Raw genomic sequence first — 19,469 nt, 5'->3', positions numbered from 1 at the left:
AGTTAAGTTTATCGTATCGGATTACAGATCCTAGAATAAACTTAGCAATTGAAGAATATTGTGTGAAGAATTTAGATATTAACGAAACATATTTACTGTTCTACATTAATGAGCCTTCGATTATCATTGGTAAAAACCAAAACACAGTAGAAGAAATTAATGCAGATTACGTAAAAGAAAAAGGTATTCATGTCGTTCGTCGTCTATCAGGCGGAGGCGCAGTATATCACGATTTAGGAAACTTAAACTTTAGCTTTATTACGAAAGATGATGGAGATAGTTTCAGCAACTTCAAAAAATTCACAGAGCCTGTAACGAAAGCGCTTGGTAAATTAGGCGTAAATGCAGAGCTAAGTGGTCGTAACGACATTTTAGCTGAAGGTAGAAAAATTTCAGGTAACGCACAGTTCTCAACGAAAGGTCGTATGTTTAGTCACGGTACGTTACTATTTGACTCTGAAATCGATCACGTCGTATCAGCACTAAAAGTAAAAATGGATAAGATTCAATCAAAAGGAATTAAATCAATCCGTAGCCGCGTTGCGAACATTACAGAGTTCCTAAACGAAAAAATGACGACAGAAGAGTTTAGACAACTTCTTCTAGAAACAATTTTCGAAGGAGAAACAGAAATTCCAACGTACGAATTAACAGAAAATGATTGGAAAGAAATCCATAAACTTTCTGAAGAACGTTACCAAAATTGGGACTGGAACTACGGAAAATCTCCGAAGTTCAACTTACAACATTCACACCGCTTCCCAGTTGGACAAGTTGACGTTCGTCTTGAAGTGAAAAAAGGAACAGTAACAGAATGTAAAATTTACGGTGATTTCTTCGGCTCGCTAGATGTTCATGACATTGAAGAACGTTTAACTGGCGTACAATTTGATAAAGATGCATTCACTGTAGCTTTAGAAGGCGTAGATATCGTGCGTTACTTCGGTAATATTACAACAGAAGATTTCTTGCATTTATTCTTCTAAAAATAAGGGAGGCTGTCATAACTGGCAGCCTCTTTCTTTTTGCGTAAATTGTCATGTTTTGTCGGTAAGTCGATATATTGGAAAAATCGCCGATATAATTCGAGTTGCGTTCGATATATTGGAAGAATCGCCGATATAATTTCATTTACCAAAAAACATAAAATCACAAGACATCTGCCCCTTATAAATGAATATACATAATAAAAGGAGGCGGATCGATATGAAAAGAGTAATGTACATTGTATTATTGCTCAGCTTCGTCATCGGAATGACAGCGTGTAACAGTGAAACTTCCTCAAGTCGTACACTTTTATCTATTGGAAAGCCAGCGAAAGATAATGTTATATATTTTACGCATACAGATAACAAACGAAAGATACAGGAAATACAAGACATGTTTCAAAATAAGAAGTGGAAAAGAAATGAAACATTCAGCACTGTGAATAAAACACCAGATGTCGTCTTTTCAATAGATGAGGACAATACAGGGTTACCGACATTATATGTTACGGTGTATTTTCATGAAAATGGAGCGGACGTTCTTAACTTGTACGGGGAGTATACGAGTTTAAATAAAGAGGAAGTTGAAAGACTTAGAGAAAAGATGAGTGCATATTATCCTAAAATGATTTTTGGGCTAGTTTCATAAATTACTTGCAAACGAAATTCCCTTATCCTTCCAAAGTGAATCAAGAGGAGGTGATTTGTTTATATGCAGTTAATAGAATATCACTTGCCACTTTAATTTTCTTTTAATATAATTAATTTAGAATTTTTAAATATTCTAAATTTTATAAAGGTGGGGTTTGTGTGAATCTCGTTCAATCTTTGGCTGAAACGGCAAAAAAGAAGGGGGATAAACCGGCTTATGTTTTTATGGATCAGTCGGTCTCGTATGACCAATTAAACAAAATGGTCACGAAGTTTTCTAGCAATTTAGCAAAAATGGGCATTGGAAAAGGGGACAATGTCGCATTAGTTGTTGGGAATTCACCACATTTTTTGGTCGGTTTATACGGAACAATGAAAGCGGGAGCAACTGTCATTCCAGTTAATCCAATTTATACAGCAGACGAAATACATTACATTTTACAAAATGGAGATGTAAAAACAATCATCGTACTCGACGTCCTTCTACCTGTTATACAATCTCTTACAACAAGGCTTCCTTCATTAGAAAACATCATCATATGCGAAACCTCATCAGATTTTAACCATACAGAAACCGAAAAAATGAAAACGTTTACTAGTTTTGTAGGAACTGGAGATACAACTTACGAAGGTCCTGAACTAGATGAAGAAGATGTAGCGGTTATCCTATACACGTCAGGCACAACTGGAAAACCGAAAGGTGCTATGTTAACACATAAAAATTTATATAGTAATGCGAGCGATGTGGCGTCGTATTTACGATATACGGCTGATGACCGCGTCGTTGCGGCACTGCCGATGTTCCACGTGTTCTGTTTAACAGTTGCGGTAAATGCGCCGATTGTGAACGGGGCGACAATTTTAATGTTACCGAAGTTCAGTCCGAAAGAAGTATTCCATATTTGTCGCACGTATGAGCCAACGATTTTTGCTGGCGTACCGACAATGTACAATTATTTATATTTATTTGAAGAAGCGAGCGCAGAAGACGTGAAGACACTTCGTCTTTGTATTTCAGGTGGTGCATCAATGCCTGTTGCACTTCTGAAAAACTTTGAAAAACGTTTTGACGTCATTGTTTCAGAAGGATACGGTTTATCAGAAGCATCACCAGTTACTTGTTTCAATCCGTTAGACCGTCCTCGTAAACCAGGATCAATTGGCACAAATATTTGGCATGTAGAAAATAAAATTGTGAATGAGCTTGGGGAAGAAGTACCTGTTGGTGCAGTTGGGGAATTAATTGTTCGCGGGCCTAACGTTATGAAGGGTTACTATAATGCGCCAGAAGATACTGCAGCGACACTTAAAGATGGATGGCTATATACAGGTGACTTAGCGAAAATGGATGAAGAAGGTTACTTCTATATCGTCGATCGTAAAAAAGATATTGTCCTAGTTGGCGGTTATAACGTATACCCTCGTGAAGTAGAAGAAGTATTATATACTCATGATTCAGTAGCTGAAGTTGTCGTAATTGGCGTTCCTGATGAAAACTTAGGGGAAGCAGTACGAGCTTACGTCGTTCTGAAGCAAACGAACGTAACAGAAGAAGAACTCATGCATTACTGCACGTTACATTTAGCGAAATATAAAGTACCGATGAGTATCGAGTTTTTAGCAGAACTACCGAAGAATACAACGGGTAAGTTACTGCGAAGAGCATTAAAAGAGAAAGCGATACAAGTATAAAAATAGGGCAATCACCTTTATGAAGGTGGTTGCCTTCGTATTTTTTAGCATTGGTTAAGCTATGATGCCATATATTTAAACCGTAATATGACTAGTAGGGAGGAGATATACGTGGAGCAGAAGGAAGTGCGTTTGCGGAGAGTTCAATATCTTATTTGCGACATTATGGATGAAATGAATGCTGAAAATGAGAAGAAGAACTTAGAAACATTGCAGAAAGTAATTGATCATCTTTCTGGTGCGATAGGTGATTTAGTTGATCCATCGAGCACGTATTCTATCGATTATTTAGAAAGGAAAGTTCATACGGCCCATTATTTACTGTTTAAAAACGAGCGAAAAGCGTACCTATGTAGGAAATAGTATTATTATTTTTATTTGACATTGATAATCATTATCAATATGATAGTTATGTTGAGTATATTCATATAAAAGGAGATGTCGTATTGATAATGATTAAGAAAAAATATGTTAATGCGTTCGTTATAGCAGCAACGTTAGCAGTTCCATTTAGCGGTATTATAGCACCGGTTGCGAAAGCAGAAGCGGCAGTAGAAATAAAAGCAGCTAGCAAACTAGAAGATGGCACATATGACGTTATTTTAAAGACTTATAAAGATCAAACGAATGAAACATCTGTTGCTTCTACATATTTAAAAAATGCAAAAGTAACAATTCAAGGTGATAAAAAAATCGTTACGTTAACAGTTCAAGATAGTAGCTATTTTCAGTATCTTAGAGTAGAAGATACTAATAAAGTAGGGACATTCCATGATGTAAAAGTGATCTCCGAAGATAAAGCAAATAATGGCACGAAAGTTGTTCAATTTGAAATCGGTGAGTTCTCGAAAAAATATAATATGCAAATGCATATATTAATTCCAGCAATTAAATATGATCATAAATATCAAGTGCAGTTTGAAATCGATGCGAGTGCAATTAAAAAGGAATCTAAATTCTCCGATGTACCCACTTGGGCACAAGAATCAGTTCAATATTTAGTAGACAAAGAGGCAGTACATGGTAAGCCAGATGGTACATTTGCACCAGCTGAAAATATCGATCGTAGTTCAGCTGCAAAAATATTAGCAACGGTTTTAGGTTTAGAAATTAATAAAGATGCGAAACCATCATTCCCTGATGCACAAAATCATTGGGCTACTCCATACATTGCTGCTGTTGAAAAAGCAGGCATTGTAAAAGGTGATGAGAAAGGTAACTTTAATCCAAGTGGACTTATTAACCGTGCATCAATGGCTACTATGCTAGTAAATGCATATAAATTTGAAAGAAATGAAAATATTAAACTACCAAAAGAATTTGCTGACTTAAAAAATCATTGGGGCGCGAAGTATGCCAACATTTTAATCCAAGAAAACATTTCAGTTGGAACAGATAATGGCTGGGCTCCAGATAAAGCGGTAAGCCGTGCGGAAGCTGCGCAATTTATTGCGAAAGCAGATAAGTTAAAGAAATAAAGTGAAACGTATATTAGATTTAACATATGCACCAAAGGAAGAGTTGAAATTCAAATCTTCCTTTGGTGCATTGTTATATATTTCTCCTCATCAATTCCCCAACATGCTTCGCAACAAATTCAACATCACTATCAATTTCGTCTAATACGTACGATTCTAAAATAACCCTTCCAGCCGTTTCTAACAATTAGAGGTTTTTACTATGATGAACGATGTGCTTAATATTTACGTTATAAGTGCATAACAAGTTATAATAGAAGAAATCAATAAGGAGGCTGGCAGTGAAAAATCTTCGTTATCTCAATATATTTACCATATTAATTATATACACACTACTCATGTTTTACATTGGCTGGAACGGCTGGATTTGGCTTCATGCAGTATTTGGCTGGGAGTCTTGGGGATATTACGCTTTCGTAGTCGGATTTATTTCATATGCGTACATTCTCGTGCAAGTGTTTAAGTTTCTGCCATTTCTACGAACGATTGGTTCCGTTTGGTTCGCAGTTATACAATACGCGCTTATGCTGTTGCCGTTAGCTGATATTACCGTCTTCCTTTTACAGTTTTCAGTGGAGAAAGAAGCGGCAATTATTTGGACGGGAACGGCTGTATTACTTGCGTTTATCTTTATTTTTTCGTATGGCGTATTTAATGCGTATAGCCCGGTAGTAAGAACATACGAAGTGCACATACCGAAAAAAGTAGAAGGACGTAAAAGTTTACGCATCGCGATGGCTTCAGATATGCATTTCGGTAAACTGTCTGGTGTTTCGCATTTGAAAAGACTTGTCCGCCATGTGAATGAAATGGAGCCTGATATTATTTTACTACCAGGTGATATTATAGATGATCATCCAGGAGTATTCATTCAAAAAAACATGGGGCCTATTATGAAACAAATGAAAGCTCCATTAGGCGTATACGGTGTGTTAGGAAACCATGAATATTACGGCAGAGCGATTCCTGAATTTTTACAAGAGATGGATAAGATTGATATTCGTATTCTTTTAGATGAAGTGATCACAATTGAAGATCAGTTTTATCTCGTTGGAAGAAGAGATAAAACTGAGCGAGATCGCCAAAGCTTTGAGAAACTTATGAGTACAGTGGATAAATCGATGCCAGTTATCGCAATGGATCACCAGCCGTTTGAATTGAAGCAAGCAGCGGATGCTGGTGTAGACTTATTATTATCTGGCCACACGCACCGCGGACAAATGGCACCAAATCATATTGTGACGAGAAGAATGTATGAACTGGACTGGGGATACGTACAAAAAGGTGCATTCCACGCGATTGTTTCTTCTGGTTTCGGATTTTGGGGACCGCCGCTTAGACTTGGAAGTAGGTCAGAGATCTTGCAGGTGGAGGTTACGTTTGAATAGAGAGCTGATGGCTCTCTATTTTTTTGATAAAAATAAATATTTCTGTTGGTGTTAACTATATAAAAGAGGTACGATTAGAAGACTCTGCTTGAAATAAAGGAGGATTGTAAGTGGTCATATTAGATGTACTATACGGAGAATTTGAAGTGGATCAAGTGTTAGAAGAGTTGATTGTAAGTAAGCCTGTGCAAAGGCTGAAAGGCATTCATCAAGCGGGCGCAAGTTACTTAATGAACGAGAAATGGAATGTAACGCGCTTTGATCATTCAGTTGGTGTTATGTTGTTAATTAAAAAACTAGGTGGTTCAGTAGAAGAACAAATTGCAGGTTTACTTCATGACGTATCACATACTGCTTTTTCTCACGTAATTGATTACGTTTTTGATAACGAAAATGAAAGTTATCATGAAGAGATATTTAGCTCTGTTGTGAAAAACTCAGAAATTCCAGCGATTCTTTCGAAGTATGGTTATAACTATGAAGATATTTTACTAGATGATTCGAAGTGGACGTTACTGGAAAGGTCCGCACCAGAATTATGTGCAGACCGAGTGGATTATACGTTACGAGATATGTATACATACGGATATATTTCTTTAGAAGAGGTTCGAAGCTTTTTAGAGGATGTCATCGAAGTAGATGGGAAAATGGTGCTTCAAAATATCGAAATTGCAGAATGGTTTACAAAAACGTATTACAAAGAGGTAATTGATTTCTTTATGAAGCCAATGAATATATACGGAAATGATATGTTAGCGAAAACGTTAAAGTTGGCTCTTCATAAAAGTTTCATTCATGCAGATGATTTTCTTCTTGAAGATGATGAGCTTATAGTGAAATTACAGCAATGTAACGATCCCGAAGTAGAAGCTTTATTAAGAAAAGTTCATCCAAATGTAGCAGTAAAAGAAGATAGAAACGATTATGATTTGTATCAGAAAAATAAAGTACGCCTTATTGATCCGCCGTTACTTCGCGCCGGGGAAGTTGTTCCAGCGTCTGTCGTGTCAGAAAACATAAGACAGATGAGTGAGACAGCTTATGAAAAAGCGGTGAGAGGGACGTATGTGAAAGTGATTTCGGATTAATGGAAAGGAAAAGGTGTCATCAATTATGATGACACCTTTTCGTTTTTAATAATCAAACCAATTCCAAACCTCAATATCTCCAAGAGTCGCATAACGAACGTGCGGTGAGTTTTGTAATTTTAATAACTCTTTCGACGGTCCAGTAATGACGATCCCGTATACTTTTACACCGTTCTCTTTTACATACTCATAACGCTTATCTAAGTTCAGCTCTTTTTCAGGAGTCCAAGTAGTTTTACTTACAGTTTTTTTATGCTCAGAAAGAATGCGCATCATTTCGATTACCTCATCTTCTTTTGTCTTCGGTCGTTCTGCTTCACTATCAGGGAGATTTATATGTTCTCGAAATCCGATAACCTCTCCGCCATGTAGGATAAAATCTTCTTCCTTTATTCTTTCTTGTCCTGTGTCTAAAGCGTACCATACAGGAGTTGGCGGCATTTCTTGTGCTTCAAATACGCTATATAAAAGAGATTCTAATTCTTGTAAAGTGTAAGGTTTGTCAAAAGATATCGCTACTTCTGCAACGGTTCCCTCATGTACTTTTGCAAGTGTATCCCACACTTTTTTAGATGGTTCTTTCAAATGATCACCTTGCTTTATTTTCGGATGAACAAAGGAAAGTTTAGAGTAATTCAATTTGTTTGCCCAAGATTTATTTGTAACAGTTACAGACGATAAGAAGCTTTTCGTTGTTACTGTACCGAATTGAACTTCTTTTTTGCCGACAGTTTTAACTAAATTCATTTCATTTTCTGTACGGAAAAAGGGTTTGATCTTTGTACTGCCTCCAGCGGAACGACTATTTGGCATTGTTGCTTCTAGTGCGAGTGATGGAATCTCACCTACTTCGACTAACTTTTTCATATTATAGAAGTAAAAAGAGGATGAAAAATGACCGACAAAATAGATTGCTATACAAACAGCAAGAACAAAACTAACGGTTTGCCAACGCTGTCTCCATTTTATTTTCCAAAACGGGACATTAAGATTTTGTGGTGGTAGTCTTTTCTTGATCGGTTCACTCTTCGTAAGCAATTCGTCCAAATACACTTCACATTCCTCACAAGTTTCTATATGACTTTCTAATTTTTCTTGTTCATCATGTGTGAGTGTTCCTTTTTCATATTTCTCCCATAGTTTTTTAAACTCTGTACATCCCATCTGTATCACTCCTTTATGCTTCTTGTTTCTTTTCGCCCTCGGTGTAACTCAATTTTCACTTTTGCTAATGAGAGACCGGTCATTTCTGCTATTTCCTTATAGGAGAATCCGTAGTAATCTCGTAGTAGTAATACATTTCGTCTTTGGAGCGGAAGAGAAGATAAACTCTCTAGCCAACTAACAATTTCATGTTTTACGAAATATGCATGTTCTGTACTCGGTACGTTTGATAAATGGAATTCTGTAACCTCTGTTGTTTTATATTTCTTTTCTTTACGATACCAGTCAATAAAGGCGTTGTAGGCAATTGTAAATAACCACGGCCTAATTTCTTCTCCTTTATAATAGTCAATATGGACGAGCATGCGATAAAAGGTTTCCTGCATGAGATCTTCAGCACAGTGAGAATCTCCGGTTAGGGAGAGAAGATAGCGAAATAAATCATGCATATGCTCTGAATAAATGTCTTCTAATGATTGTTTGCGTTTCACTAATTTCCCTCCCTTCATAAATAACAACGAAATACATATAAAAAAGTTACAATTTTTTATGAAATTATAGTAAAAAACGTCAAGAATTGGATTGCGTTCTCTTTTATCATAATACATATAAGGCGGGTGAACAGAGATGGAAAGCTATGAAACACAAATTCAAAGGTCAATTGATTATATTGAGGAAGATGTAATGGAAAAACAGACGCTGCGTAAGTTAGCTCGCATTGCAGGTTTTTCTGAGTCGCATTTTCATCGTGTATTTCAGGCGTTAGTAGGTGATACGGTAATGGAGTATGTTCGAAAGAGGAGGTTAGCCCGGGCAGCTTATCAGCTTTCTCATACGGATGAAAAAGTTATTGATATCGCGTTTGAGCATGGCTTTCAATCTCACGAAACGTTCACGAGAGCCTTTAAAAAATTATTTCAAATGACACCGAGTGAATATCGAAAACAAGAAATCGAAACACCGATGTATTACAGTGTGAATGTAAAACAAAGAAAATTAAATCCGTATTTAGGAGGCATACAAATGGAATATCGTATTGTAAATAAACCAGAATTTTTAGTGGCGGGTTATGAACTGAAGACGACAAGTAAAGAAGGGAAGAACCATCAAGACATTCCAGTATTTTGGCAAGAATATTTACAAAAAGATCTTGGAACAACGATTCCGAATCGTAAAGATACGAGCCAATGGGTAGAGCTAGGATTATGTACAGATTTTAATTTAGAAACAGGGGACTTCACTTATATTATTGGAATGGAAGTTACAGGCTTTGAAAATGTACCAAATGAAGTTGCAAAGCGTACTTTCCCGGCAGCGACATACGCTGTATTTACAACTCCGAAAGTTCCTCATGAAGAAATGGTATCGTCCATTCACCAAACGTGGAATGCAGTATTCTCCGAATGGTTCCCGCATTCAGGGTATGAACATTGCGGCGTTACAGAGTTCGAACTATATGATGAGCGTTGCCACGAAGATAAGAGTGAGTTCGCTCAAGTTGAGCTTTGGATACCGGTGAAGAAGAAATAATAGAAAAAGAGACCGTCCCAAAAGGTATGTTGGGACGGTCTTGCTTATTAATAGCTTGCCAGTATTGTCGTAGTTTGTAGTTAAGTCGATATCCTTTGTCGAAACGTCGATATAATGCGAGTTGTGATCGATATACTTCAATTAACGTCGATATAACGCGAGTTGTGATCGATATAATTTAATTAACGTCGATATAATGCGAGTTTTGGTTAATATAATTGCATTTACTAATACAATCTTTCTTATTAAATTTGACGTTTACAAAGGAAATACAATAATAATCGTCGTTCCTTTTCCGAGTTCGCTATCAATAGAAATTGTCCCGTTATGAGCATGAACGAGCTGCTTTGTAATGGCGAGACCAAGCCCAGTTCCGATGTTACTTTCTTCTGTATTTGTTCCTCGGTAATATCGTTCAAATAAAAGGCCTTTCGTTTTTTCATCCATTCCTTTGCCATCATCTGAAATAGAGAGTGTAAAGGAATTAGCGTTTTGTGAAAGTTTTACGATTACATTTGTCGTTTCATTATTATGTTTTACAGCGTTTGCGAGTAAGTTTTCGATAATACGCTGGAACCATTTTTCTTCAATAAAATATTGGATTTTGTTTGAGCTCGGTACAAATTCAATATTTTGATTTTGAAGTGTCGGATTATTAATAAATTGTAGCAACACTTTTTGAACGAACTGATTAATTTCAACATTTACGTGTTGCGCAGGAAGAGTGTTATTTTTTAATTGATAGGTTAAGCTTAAGTCATCAATTAATGTAGTCATATATATAGATTTTTCTTTCATTACATGGCCAAATTGTTGAATATCTTGATCAGTCCAATTATATTGTTTCGATTCCAGTAGTAATGCATAGCCGTATATAGAGCTAAGTGGTGTTTTTAAATCATGGGTCAGACCGGTAATCCACTCTTCACGTGTTTGTTGCAGTACTTTTCTCATTGCATCGTTCTTTTTCAAAGTAATAGAAAGGTGCTCTAGTGAGTTTGTAACATCTTTAAATATACGGAACGACCATTTTTCTTTACCGGAGTGCCGGAACCGAACAGGTTTGCCTTTTTTACTAACAGGCTCTTCATATTTTCCTCCGGCTATGTTTTTAAGCCAGCGCATTGTGTGTAACAAAGGCTTTCCAAACTTATTTCCATACCAAATTGAAAGAATCACTAAATAAACAAACACAATAAGGAGGATTAAACTGCATCCGATTAGAAGTTTCTTAGTAAATATATCATCTAATTCATCATCTGGATAATAATGAGCGTTTGGAGCGGATACAACGACGAGGTGACCGCTATTTGAATCGTAAAAACTAGATATATTTTCTTTATAATTCCATGGTTCTTTTTCATTAAGAGCCGTTTTTATAGCCGAAAATGTTTTTTTCTTCCCAGTTGGATAAGAAAAAACTTCTTCGCCACTGTTATTAAATATTTGCAGTGTTGCTTTTTCTTTAGAAAGTAATTGTTTTTCTTGTTCAGTTAAAGCAAATTCATTTAATGATAAAGAAGGATGTTCTTGTTGTATCGTTTTTAGTAATGCATTACTTTTTAGTTTGGCACCGTAAATAACGAGAGCCGGTTTCTTTTCTAATTCAATTTCCCAATAGTTAAATTTATAGAGATTGTTGCTACCATTCTGTAAATATGTAAGCAAGGATGTCTTTGTGTAAGAGGTCGGAACATCGTTAGGTGTATTAAAGCTGTAAAGAACCTTTCCATCTTCATCTACAATTTGAAGCCAATCACTCTTTTCTGTTATTAAATCTTTTACCTCAGATTTTAAAGTAATGTTATTGTCTTCAGAAGAAATATATTGGGAGATTGTAAAGGTATCATAATCAGAAATATTAGGTTCATATAAAGTACTATTAAGAAGAAAAATTAAATAAGAAAAAGAAGCAACTACTGCGATAAGTAACGTAACTAAGACAAAAACGTGTTGTAAGATAAACTGGATTATAAGTCGCTTATTAAAATTCATATTTTCAACCTACTTTGTGACGAACTTATAGCCAAGTCCACGAACTGTTTTTATGTATTCTGGCTTACTTGGGTCTTGTTCAATTTTTTCACGTAGTTTTCGAATATGGACCATAACGGTATTGTCATCCCCATTATAGGCTGGTGCTCCCCAAACCTTTTCATATATTTCTTCTTTTGAAAATACGTAATTCGGATTCTCGCAAAAGAAGAGTAGTAGTTGAAAGAGCTGGGCGGAACATTCGACAACATTCCCATCTACTGTTAGTTCCGCAGAATGTTGATCAATTTTAAATCGGCCAAATGAAATGGAGTGTGTTTTAGATTCGTGTGATACTACTTGCTTTATATGTCTTCGAAGCTGTGCTTTCATACGAGCGACTACTTCTAGTGGATTAAATGGCTTCGTAATATAATCATCGGCACCGTATGAAAACCCAGATATTTTATCTAAATCAGATGCTTTCGCTGATAGGAAGAAGATCGGACAATCTGTTTTTTGGCGAATGATTGGACAAATTTCAAAACCAGATTGTCCAGGAAGCATTACATCTAAAATAATTAAATCGTAATTGTTTTGTTCGGTGAGAGATAAAGCTAGTTCAGCTGATGTTGCAGTTGTAATGTGAGAAAAACCTTCTTTTTCAAGAATAGTAGTTAGTAGTTGTAAAATTGCTGTTTCATCATCAACAAGTAAAATATTTGCTTGGTACATAAGAATCCCTCCTAATTTCCTCGAATATCATACCATCATTTTGTAACTTATGGAATTTTTAAGGAAATTTTAAGGTTTTCTTTCACAAAAAATTAAGAATCAAATGATATGATAAAAGTAACATAGGGGAGGAGATGAGTGTGAATCCGTTTCAACTGATGCGAGCTAGATATTTTTTAATTGTATTTGCACTATTAACTTTAGTAGCAAGAGGCAGTAATGAATTGATAGAAAGTACATTTCATATACAAAATTCTTCTTTTATAAATATTCTTATATTCTATATTCTTCCGAGTATATGGATTTTTTATGAGTATAGAAAACACCGTGTTTCATTTTCGTTTTTTATTAATAAAAATGAAACATTTAACCTGGTGCAAGTTTTTTACATTGCGATTATATTATGCATGTTCAGTTACGGTTATCTTATTTTGTACATGTACAGCTTTGCATGGATTACACCAGATTTTATTATGAATGCTTTGCATGAACCGATTGTAGATAGTGCCGGGGGATATGTATATCAATTTATTATGGTTGTGTTTATCGCACCAATTATTGGGGAGTTTGTTTTTCGCGGATTTTTACTGCAGCGATTTGCTGCAAAATGGGGAACGAGTATAGCGATGGTTGTAGTAGCACTTTTATTTGCAATGTTACACGTTGATTTCCTCGGTGCTGCCTTATTTAGCATCGTATTATCAATCGTATACATTCGTACGAAAAGCTTGCTCATGCCAATTGCAATCCATATGTTAAACAATGCATTTGTAATCGGTACGTCTTTTCTAGTCAGTAGAGAAAAGATTATGAGTTTTGCAGATTTCTCAAACTATACGACATTCTTCCCTGGACTTATGATTTTTATAATAGGATTAAACCTAGTACTCATCTTTTTATTCGTTAACCGCAAATATTGGAGTAAAGAAGTGCCAGTTATATATGCAAAGCAGGCAGATAGTTTTTCAGATGTAGTGGGGGATAAATGAAATGAAGAAGAAATTTGAAAGGAATGTATAAAATTATATGAATGAAACAATATCATCAAATAAGTTTTTTTATTTGATTTTACTTAGTATAGTGCTAATAACGACAGTAAATGTTATTCTTCGCTGGGAGGAAGCTTACTTTTTCATGTATTTAGCGCTCCATTTATTAGGGATTTTATGTATAAGTGGCGGAATCGTTACTGAAAAAAAGAGTGAAGAAAGTATTAACTATATGTGTGTGATCGGTCTTATTTTACTTTTAGCTGTACAAGGTATTATGAAATATAGTTCTTTTTCTTTACAGGATTTTAGTTTGTTAATGGATGTACTACCTTAAGGAGGCCCTTTATGTTAGCTAAAAAGCACATAGGGTACTTACTAGTTTTAGCCGGATTTTTTACGATTATTGTAACGACGTTATTTTTTCAAGACTATGAATATATACGCTATGTAAAAGGCGCCGGTTTAATGTGTTGGTTTGTAAGTGCTTTTCTTATCCCGAACTATGAACCGAAGAAAGTGTCTAAAAATAGGTGAAACTCTTCTTTATGCAGAAGAGTTTTTTCATGTACATAGAAGGGTATCGAACAATTCTCATGAATGGCTTGTTCTAATTTAGCATGTACGAACTTACAATAATAATAGACAGGCAGCATAGAGGAGGGAATAGCGTGAGGAAAGTTATTGGGTGGTCACTTTTTTTGTACGTTGGATTTGCGTTACTTATATATTGGTATTTATTTGGATGGAATCATGAACTCATTCCGGACATGTATAAAGGAACAAGTTCAGATCCAGAAACTTTTATGAATGCGAGGGAGCTTGCGCTAAGCCAAGATTATTCGCGGGTGAAAAACTTACTGTACTTTTTAGCGACGCCTCTTGAATGGATTATTTTATTATTTGTACTCGTGCTCGGTATTTCAAGAAAGTTTGAGAAATGGTCGAAGGAAACGACTAAAATAAGTGTTTTACAAGTTGCGATTTATTTCTTTTATTTGTCATTACTTACTACAGTTCTTGCCCTTCCGATGCAATGGATCGGGCGTAAAGTGTCCGTTGATTACGGTATTTCAACGCAAAGTACACAAAGCTGGATAAAAGATCATGTTATCGGTTTTTGGGAGAGTTATGCGACTATGTTAATCGTAGTTACTGTCCTTTTATGGCTTATTCGTAAATTTCCAAAGAGATGGTGGTTGGCGGGATGGGCACTCTCCGTTCCGTTTACAATCTTTTTAACATTCATACAGCCTGTTATTATTGATCCGCTTTATAACGACTTCTCGACACTGAAAAATAAAGAGTTAGAAACGAAAATTTTAACGATGGCAGATAAAGCTGATATTCCTGCTAAACATGTATATGAAGTAAATATGTCGGAAAAAACGAATGCGTTAAATGCATATGTAACAGGAATAGGCCTTAACTCGCGTATTGTAATGTGGGATACAACACTTAAGCAATTAAAAGATAAAGAGATTTTGTTTATAATGGCTCATGAAATGGGACATTATGTTATGAAACATATATATTGGGGCGTTGCGAGTTATATTTTAATATCGTTTATAGGTATGTATTTAATTAGTCGTATTTTGAATATGTGTATTCGAAAATGGGGGGATACGCTGCAAATTTCAAAAGTGGCATGTTTCTCAATATTACCTTTATTTTTCTTAATTTCCTCTGTATTATCCTTTGCGTCACAACCAGCAACAAACTATGTTTCACGTATAGAAGAACGAGCGGCAGATCAATACGCTTTAGATATGACGAAAGATGGAAAATCCGGTGTGAAAACATTTCAATATTTATCAAAAACGAGTTTAAGTCAAGTGAATCCACCTGCGTTAGTGAAATTTTTCTTATACACACACCCACCAATCTTTGAAAGAATTCATACGTTTGAACAATATGAAAAAGAGAAGAAGCAGTAGTGTACTGCTTCTTTTTATTGTGGAGTATTCGAGTTTTGGGAAATTATAGTGTATAATTTATAGAATATTCAGTGAAATGTTTAGGAGGTTAATATTTTGTTTCATTCAAAATCAATGCCGGCTATTAAAATGATTCTTTCGATGTCTATTTTCGGATCGATTGGATTTTTTTCTGTCCAAACGGGTTTACCATCGTTTGAATTAGTATTCGTTCGTTGTATTTGTGCGACTTTATTTTTAACGTTATGTTGGTTCGTAACAGGACAATATAAAAACGAAAAATGGAATAAAAAAGAGATCGTGCAAATATTAGCGTGCGGTGTATTTCTCGTTTTTAACTGGGTATTTTTATTTAAAGCGTTTGAAGTTATGTCAATTACAATTGCGATTTCTGTCTACCACCTCGCTCCAATTATCGTATTAATGATTGGGAGTATCGTATTTAAAGAGAAGTTAACAGCATTTGCGGTTATGTCGATTGTCATTTGTTTCATCGGTACAGTTTTAGTAGCAGGAGTAGATGGAAGTGTGTCGCTTGAGAAACTCATGTCATCTGGAATGGTATGGGCACTACTTGCAGCATTATTTTATGCTTTTACTACTTTACTAGGGAAAGGAATCAAGCATACGAGCGCATATGCAATGACATTTTTACAAACATTTTTAGGCATTTTTTTATTGCTACCATTCGTAGACTTCGGGAAATTTCAAGGGTTAACAGAGATGAACTGGATGATGATTACAGCGACAGGACTTATACATACTGGGTTTGTATATTATTTATTTTTTGACAGTTTAAGAGATTTATCGACGAGACTGATTTCTGTACTCGTATTTTTAGATCCTGCGGTTGCAATACTATTAGATACAGTCTTTACTGGATTTAGACCGACCAGTATGCAAATTGTAGGGATTATCCTTATATTTGTAGGAATGGCCTTTACTTTTCGAAAAACGAAGGATGAAAAAATAGTGGTAAAAGAAAGTACGTATTTTGAGGTGTAAATAATTCCCCTTTTCTCTATTGAGAATTTTCTTATTTTTTGTACAATATAAAGTGTAGGAAAATAAAGGAAGAGGCGGATGAGAGAGATGAAAAAACTAGTAAAGATAGCGACATCGTTAACTTTAATGGGAGGAATATTTGTAAGTGCAAATGGTGTGTCTGCAAATACAGATGTGATCCAAAAATCTGGCCCTGATATTATGATAGAGTTTGATGATGTAACAACAGATCATTGGGCGTGTAATGAGATTGCGAATTTAGTATATCATCGAATTATGTATGGATATGGAAATGGTAAGTTTGGGGTAGAGGATAATATAACACGTGAACAAGCAGCGGCAGTATTACATCGCGCACTTCATGTAAAAGGAAGTGTAATTAATGAGAATCCATATGGGGATATTAGTGTGAAATCAACAATGTTCCCTTACGAAATTTTACACTTAACAAAGCTTGGTATTTTTAAAGGAGACGAAAATGGAAATTTCCGTCCGAAAGAAACACTGACTCGTGCAGAACTAGCACAAATTTTAACGAAAGCATATGAGTTGAAAACAAAGCGTCCACACACATTTACAGATATACCAGAAAACTATTGGGCAAGAGATGCAATTAGCGCATTGCAGTCTAATAATGTAGTGGTAGGAACCGGGGATGGTAAGTTCGAGCCTGAAATGCTCGTTACACGCGGGCAATTCGCGAAATTTTTACAACTATCAATTGATAATTCTCCAGGGAAAATGGAATAGATAGAGAGAAAGCTCATAATCTGTAGAGGAGATATCTTCCGCTAATTATGAGCTTTTATTAATAGGTAGGTTATTATTGTCGTATGTTGTAGTTAAGTCGATATAATTGCGCTTTTTGTCTAGAAAATGAACTTTTAAAATGTGAAGGATTTCGTTTGAAAAAAGTAGAATATTTATATTATAGAAACACCTTTACATGAATATAGGAAAGAAGATTGATTTGTGTACAATTCGGTATAAAAATTGAAATTGAGAGCGAATTGGCTCTCCTTTAGTAGTGATTTTCCCAATAATAGATTTTTAAAATGTAATATATTGCATAAAGGGTGCGAAGGCAACATATGTAATATTGGAAATGATTTCAGTCTATTATTTTCCATTTTTTCAAATGGAGATAAAGGGGAGAGGGCAATGAAGAAGAACATGTTACGTATAATGGCAACGGTGACTATTATGGGCGGCTTGTTTGTAAGTACGAATGTTCCAAACGTAAAAGCAGAAGAATATCCAGAAATGATTGTGTTTGATGATGTTCCAGTAAACTATTGGGCATACGACGATATAATGGATGTAGTATACAATAAAATAATGTTAGGTTATGGAAACGGGAAGTTTGGTGTAGGTGATAATGTAACGCGAGAACAAGTAGCAGCAGTACTTTATCGTACATTGAATATGAAACAGGAAGGCCCTTTAAAAAATCCATACAAAGATATTTCTGAGAGATCAACAATGTTTCCGGTAGAAATTTTAGTATTAACAGAGCATGGTATTTTTAAAGGTGATGAGAAAGGGAAGTTTAGACCAACGGCACCAGTAACACGTGCAGAAATGGCACAAATTCTTACGAAGGCATTTACATTTGAGGTGAAGAAGAACCATACATTTAAAGATGTACCAAATAATCATTGGGCAAAAAATGCGATTAGTGCACTGCAATCTAATAATGTCATAGTAGGAACAGGAAATGGAAAATTTGAACCGAATAAAATTGTAACACGTGAGCAATATGCGACGTTTTTAAATAAAGCTGTTATTAATTTTCATTTGAAAGATGAATAACATTAAACAGAAGTTGAAAAATAATATAGTACAAGGGAATTGAAATTATATTAATATATCATATTTCTTTAAAAAAAGCGCGGGAATTACGCGCTTTTTTCTTATTTTAAATTGTTTATTTGTATATTTATTCTATGTTCATAGTTTTGTGGATATTATTAAATGGGAAAAAATAGGTTATTTTTGGTTACTTTTTAGGATGAAAAAGTATGTTTTAGTAACTTTATTGTTAACTAGGTATAAAGAAAAGTATATGAAATACAGTTCACAAATTAGACAAACATTATATGGATAAGTGTATTGTTACTTTTTCATGAATTCTTTATATTAGAAAAAAATATGTTTTTAGGGAGAGAACAAAGTGAAGAAAAAGATTTTAAAAGTAGCAACAGCTTTAACAATTATGGGTGGAATTGGATTAAGCGTACAAGGTACTACAGCAAATGCTGAAGTAGCTGTGAAACAACAACAAGCTGTACCTGGCACATTTACAGATGTACCAGCAGGACATTGGTCTTATGAAGCAATTCAAAACCTAAAAAACTGGGAAATTATTGCTGGTTACGGAGATGGAAGATTCGGTTTTGGTGATAATGTAACACGTGAGCAAGTAGCGGCGTTAATTTACCGTACGATTGATGGGGACCAATACTTTGATGAAGATCATGAGTTTGTAAGTACATATAACGATATCGTTGATGATAACTCAACAATGTTCCCAATTGAAATTTTAGCATTAACAGAATTAGAAATCTTTAAAGGTGATGATAGTGGAAACTTCAGACCAAAAGATACGTTAACACGTGCAGAAATGGCACAAATTTTAACGGAAACATTTGAATTACAAGTAAAAGGTACACCAGGATTTAAAGATGTACCAGCAGGACATTGGGCAGCTAAGGCAATTAATGCAGTAGGCTCAAATGGTATTTCAGCAGGTGACGGTTCAGGTAACTTTGCGCCAGGTATGAAAGTAACACGTGAACAATATGCACAGTTCCTATACAAAGCAATTTTAAATGATCAGCAACAATAATTTA

At 35.2% G+C, this 19,469-nt stretch carries 20 protein-coding genes and 1 pseudogene; 16 read left to right on the top strand and 5 right to left on the bottom strand.

The genetic code is table 11. The annotated features are described in order from the left end of the window. Positions 1-20 precede the first annotated feature (20 nt). The 5 genes from COC96_RS10575 (at position 21) to COC96_RS10555 (ending at position 4,807) form a co-directional block, all read left to right on the top strand. A complete protein-coding gene (locus COC96_RS10575; RefSeq protein ID WP_098269164.1) occupies positions 21-986 on the top strand; it encodes a lipoate--protein ligase in 966 nt (321 codons plus the stop codon). A 220-nt stretch (positions 987-1,206) separates the two neighbouring features. After that, positions 1,207-1,635 (top strand): hypothetical protein, encoded by a 429-nt coding sequence (locus tag COC96_RS10570; RefSeq protein ID WP_098268980.1) that lies wholly within the window; start codon positions 1,207-1,209, stop codon positions 1,633-1,635. A 161-nt stretch (positions 1,636-1,796) separates the two neighbouring features. Next, complete coding sequence (locus tag COC96_RS10565) at positions 1,797-3,329, top strand: fatty acid--CoA ligase family protein (RefSeq protein WP_098268981.1); 1,533 nt, start codon at positions 1,797-1,799, stop codon at positions 3,327-3,329. Positions 3,330-3,440: 111 nt separating this feature from the next. After that, positions 3,441-3,692, top strand: coding sequence for a hypothetical protein (locus COC96_RS10560; protein ID WP_098268982.1), 252 nt, complete (start codon positions 3,441-3,443; stop codon positions 3,690-3,692). An 89-nt stretch (positions 3,693-3,781) separates the two neighbouring features. After that, positions 3,782-4,807, top strand: coding sequence for an S-layer homology domain-containing protein (locus tag COC96_RS10555; RefSeq protein ID WP_098268983.1), 1,026 nt, complete (start codon positions 3,782-3,784; stop codon positions 4,805-4,807). A gap of 73 nt (positions 4,808-4,880) precedes the next feature. Here the strand turns inward: COC96_RS10555 and COC96_RS27975 are convergent. Beyond that, positions 4,881-4,991, bottom strand: a pseudogene (locus COC96_RS27975) (TetR/AcrR family transcriptional regulator); the annotation flags it as partial. 97 nt (positions 4,992-5,088) lie between these two features. Here COC96_RS27975 and COC96_RS10545 point away from each other — a divergent pair. Continuing rightward, positions 5,089-6,195, top strand: a complete 1,107-nt coding sequence (locus COC96_RS10545; RefSeq protein WP_098768742.1) for a metallophosphoesterase — start codon at positions 5,089-5,091, stop codon at positions 6,193-6,195. Positions 6,196-6,305: 110 nt separating this feature from the next. Beyond that, positions 6,306-7,283, top strand: a complete 978-nt coding sequence (locus COC96_RS10540) for an HD domain-containing protein (protein WP_098768741.1) — start codon at positions 6,306-6,308, stop codon at positions 7,281-7,283. Between the two features lie 45 nt (positions 7,284-7,328). Here the strand turns inward: COC96_RS10540 and COC96_RS10535 are convergent, their stop codons facing one another. Beyond that, positions 7,329-8,447, bottom strand: coding sequence for an anti-sigma factor (locus tag COC96_RS10535; protein WP_098268985.1), 1,119 nt, complete (start codon positions 8,445-8,447; stop codon positions 7,329-7,331). A 5-nt stretch (positions 8,448-8,452) separates the two neighbouring features. After that, positions 8,453-8,956: an RNA polymerase sigma factor gene (locus tag COC96_RS10530; protein ID WP_141536140.1), complete on the bottom strand. Its 504-nt coding sequence runs from the start codon at positions 8,954-8,956 to the stop codon at positions 8,453-8,455. A 118-nt stretch (positions 8,957-9,074) separates the two neighbouring features. Between COC96_RS10530 and COC96_RS10525 the strand changes: the two genes are divergently transcribed. Then, a complete protein-coding gene (locus COC96_RS10525) occupies positions 9,075-9,977 on the top strand; it encodes an AraC family transcriptional regulator (protein WP_098268987.1) in 903 nt (300 codons plus the stop codon). Between the two features lie 258 nt (positions 9,978-10,235). Here the strand turns inward: COC96_RS10525 and COC96_RS10520 are convergent, their stop codons facing one another. After that, positions 10,236-11,972, bottom strand: coding sequence for an ATP-binding response regulator (locus COC96_RS10520; protein WP_098268988.1), 1,737 nt, complete (start codon positions 11,970-11,972; stop codon positions 10,236-10,238). Between the two features lie 9 nt (positions 11,973-11,981). Next, entirely contained in the window at positions 11,982-12,686 is a 705-nt protein-coding gene (locus COC96_RS10515; protein ID WP_098268989.1) for a response regulator transcription factor, read from the bottom strand. Positions 12,687-12,826: 140 nt separating this feature from the next. Between COC96_RS10515 and COC96_RS10510 the strand changes: the two genes are divergently transcribed. The 8 genes from COC96_RS10510 to COC96_RS10475 all read left to right on the top strand — a co-directional run bounded on the left by COC96_RS10510 (position 12,827) and on the right by COC96_RS10475 (position 19,465). Continuing rightward, complete coding sequence (locus tag COC96_RS10510) at positions 12,827-13,675, top strand: CPBP family intramembrane glutamic endopeptidase (RefSeq protein WP_142339985.1); 849 nt, start codon at positions 12,827-12,829, stop codon at positions 13,673-13,675. Between the two features lie 37 nt (positions 13,676-13,712). After that, positions 13,713-14,012: a DUF2101 family protein gene (locus COC96_RS10505; RefSeq protein ID WP_098268991.1), complete on the top strand. Its 300-nt coding sequence runs from the start codon at positions 13,713-13,715 to the stop codon at positions 14,010-14,012. An 11-nt stretch (positions 14,013-14,023) separates the two neighbouring features. Then, positions 14,024-14,212 carry a hypothetical protein gene (locus COC96_RS10500; protein ID WP_098268992.1) on the top strand — a complete coding sequence of 63 codons (189 nt, stop codon included), beginning with the start codon at positions 14,024-14,026 and terminating at the stop codon, positions 14,210-14,212. A 134-nt stretch (positions 14,213-14,346) separates the two neighbouring features. Further along, positions 14,347-15,612 carry a M48 family metallopeptidase gene (locus COC96_RS10495; RefSeq protein WP_141536138.1) on the top strand — a complete coding sequence of 422 codons (1,266 nt, stop codon included), beginning with the start codon at positions 14,347-14,349 and terminating at the stop codon, positions 15,610-15,612. A gap of 96 nt (positions 15,613-15,708) precedes the next feature. Beyond that, positions 15,709-16,617: a DMT family transporter gene (locus COC96_RS10490; RefSeq protein ID WP_098268994.1), complete on the top strand. Its 909-nt coding sequence runs from the start codon at positions 15,709-15,711 to the stop codon at positions 16,615-16,617. Positions 16,618-16,695: 78 nt separating this feature from the next. Next, the gene (locus tag COC96_RS10485) at positions 16,696-17,367 is read left to right on the top strand and encodes an S-layer homology domain-containing protein (RefSeq protein ID WP_098268995.1); all 672 of its coding nucleotides are present in this window, start codon (positions 16,696-16,698) and stop codon (positions 17,365-17,367) included. A 411-nt stretch (positions 17,368-17,778) separates the two neighbouring features. Continuing rightward, complete coding sequence (locus COC96_RS10480) at positions 17,779-18,429, top strand: S-layer homology domain-containing protein (RefSeq protein WP_098268996.1); 651 nt, start codon at positions 17,779-17,781, stop codon at positions 18,427-18,429. Between the two features lie 361 nt (positions 18,430-18,790). Next, positions 18,791-19,465 carry an S-layer homology domain-containing protein gene (locus COC96_RS10475; protein ID WP_098268997.1) on the top strand — a complete coding sequence of 225 codons (675 nt, stop codon included), beginning with the start codon at positions 18,791-18,793 and terminating at the stop codon, positions 19,463-19,465. Positions 19,466-19,469: the final 4 nt, after the last annotated feature.

It is taken from the genome of Bacillus cereus (assembly GCF_002577405.1).
Taxonomy (GTDB): Bacteria; Bacillota; Bacilli; order Bacillales; family Bacillaceae_G; genus Bacillus_A; species Bacillus_A cereus_AU.
This window is presented reverse-complemented; position numbering and strand designations above follow the sequence as displayed.

Coding starts and splice junctions, on each gene's coding strand:
- COC96_RS10570 (WP_098268980.1), top strand. CDS start 1,207: ATGAAAAGAGTAATGTACATTGTATTATTGCTCAGCTTCGTCATCGGA.
- COC96_RS10555 (WP_098268983.1), top strand. CDS start 3,782: ATGATTAAGAAAAAATATGTTAATGCGTTCGTTATAGCAGCAACGTTA.
- COC96_RS10535 (WP_098268985.1), bottom strand. CDS start 8,447: ATGGGATGTACAGAGTTTAAAAAACTATGGGAGAAATATGAAAAAGGA.
- COC96_RS10530 (WP_141536140.1), bottom strand. CDS start 8,956: ATGAAGGGAGGGAAATTAGTGAAACGCAAACAATCATTAGAAGACATT.
- COC96_RS10525 (WP_098268987.1), top strand. CDS start 9,075: ATGGAAAGCTATGAAACACAAATTCAAAGGTCAATTGATTATATTGAG.
- COC96_RS10520 (WP_098268988.1), bottom strand. CDS start 11,972: ATGAATTTTAATAAGCGACTTATAATCCAGTTTATCTTACAACACGTT.
- COC96_RS10515 (WP_098268989.1), bottom strand. CDS start 12,686: ATGTACCAAGCAAATATTTTACTTGTTGATGATGAAACAGCAATTTTA.
- COC96_RS10505 (WP_098268991.1), top strand. CDS start 13,713: ATGAATGAAACAATATCATCAAATAAGTTTTTTTATTTGATTTTACTT.
- COC96_RS10500 (WP_098268992.1), top strand. CDS start 14,024: ATGTTAGCTAAAAAGCACATAGGGTACTTACTAGTTTTAGCCGGATTT.
- COC96_RS10485 (WP_098268995.1), top strand. CDS start 16,696: ATGAGAGAGATGAAAAAACTAGTAAAGATAGCGACATCGTTAACTTTA.
- COC96_RS10480 (WP_098268996.1), top strand. CDS start 17,779: ATGAAGAAGAACATGTTACGTATAATGGCAACGGTGACTATTATGGGC.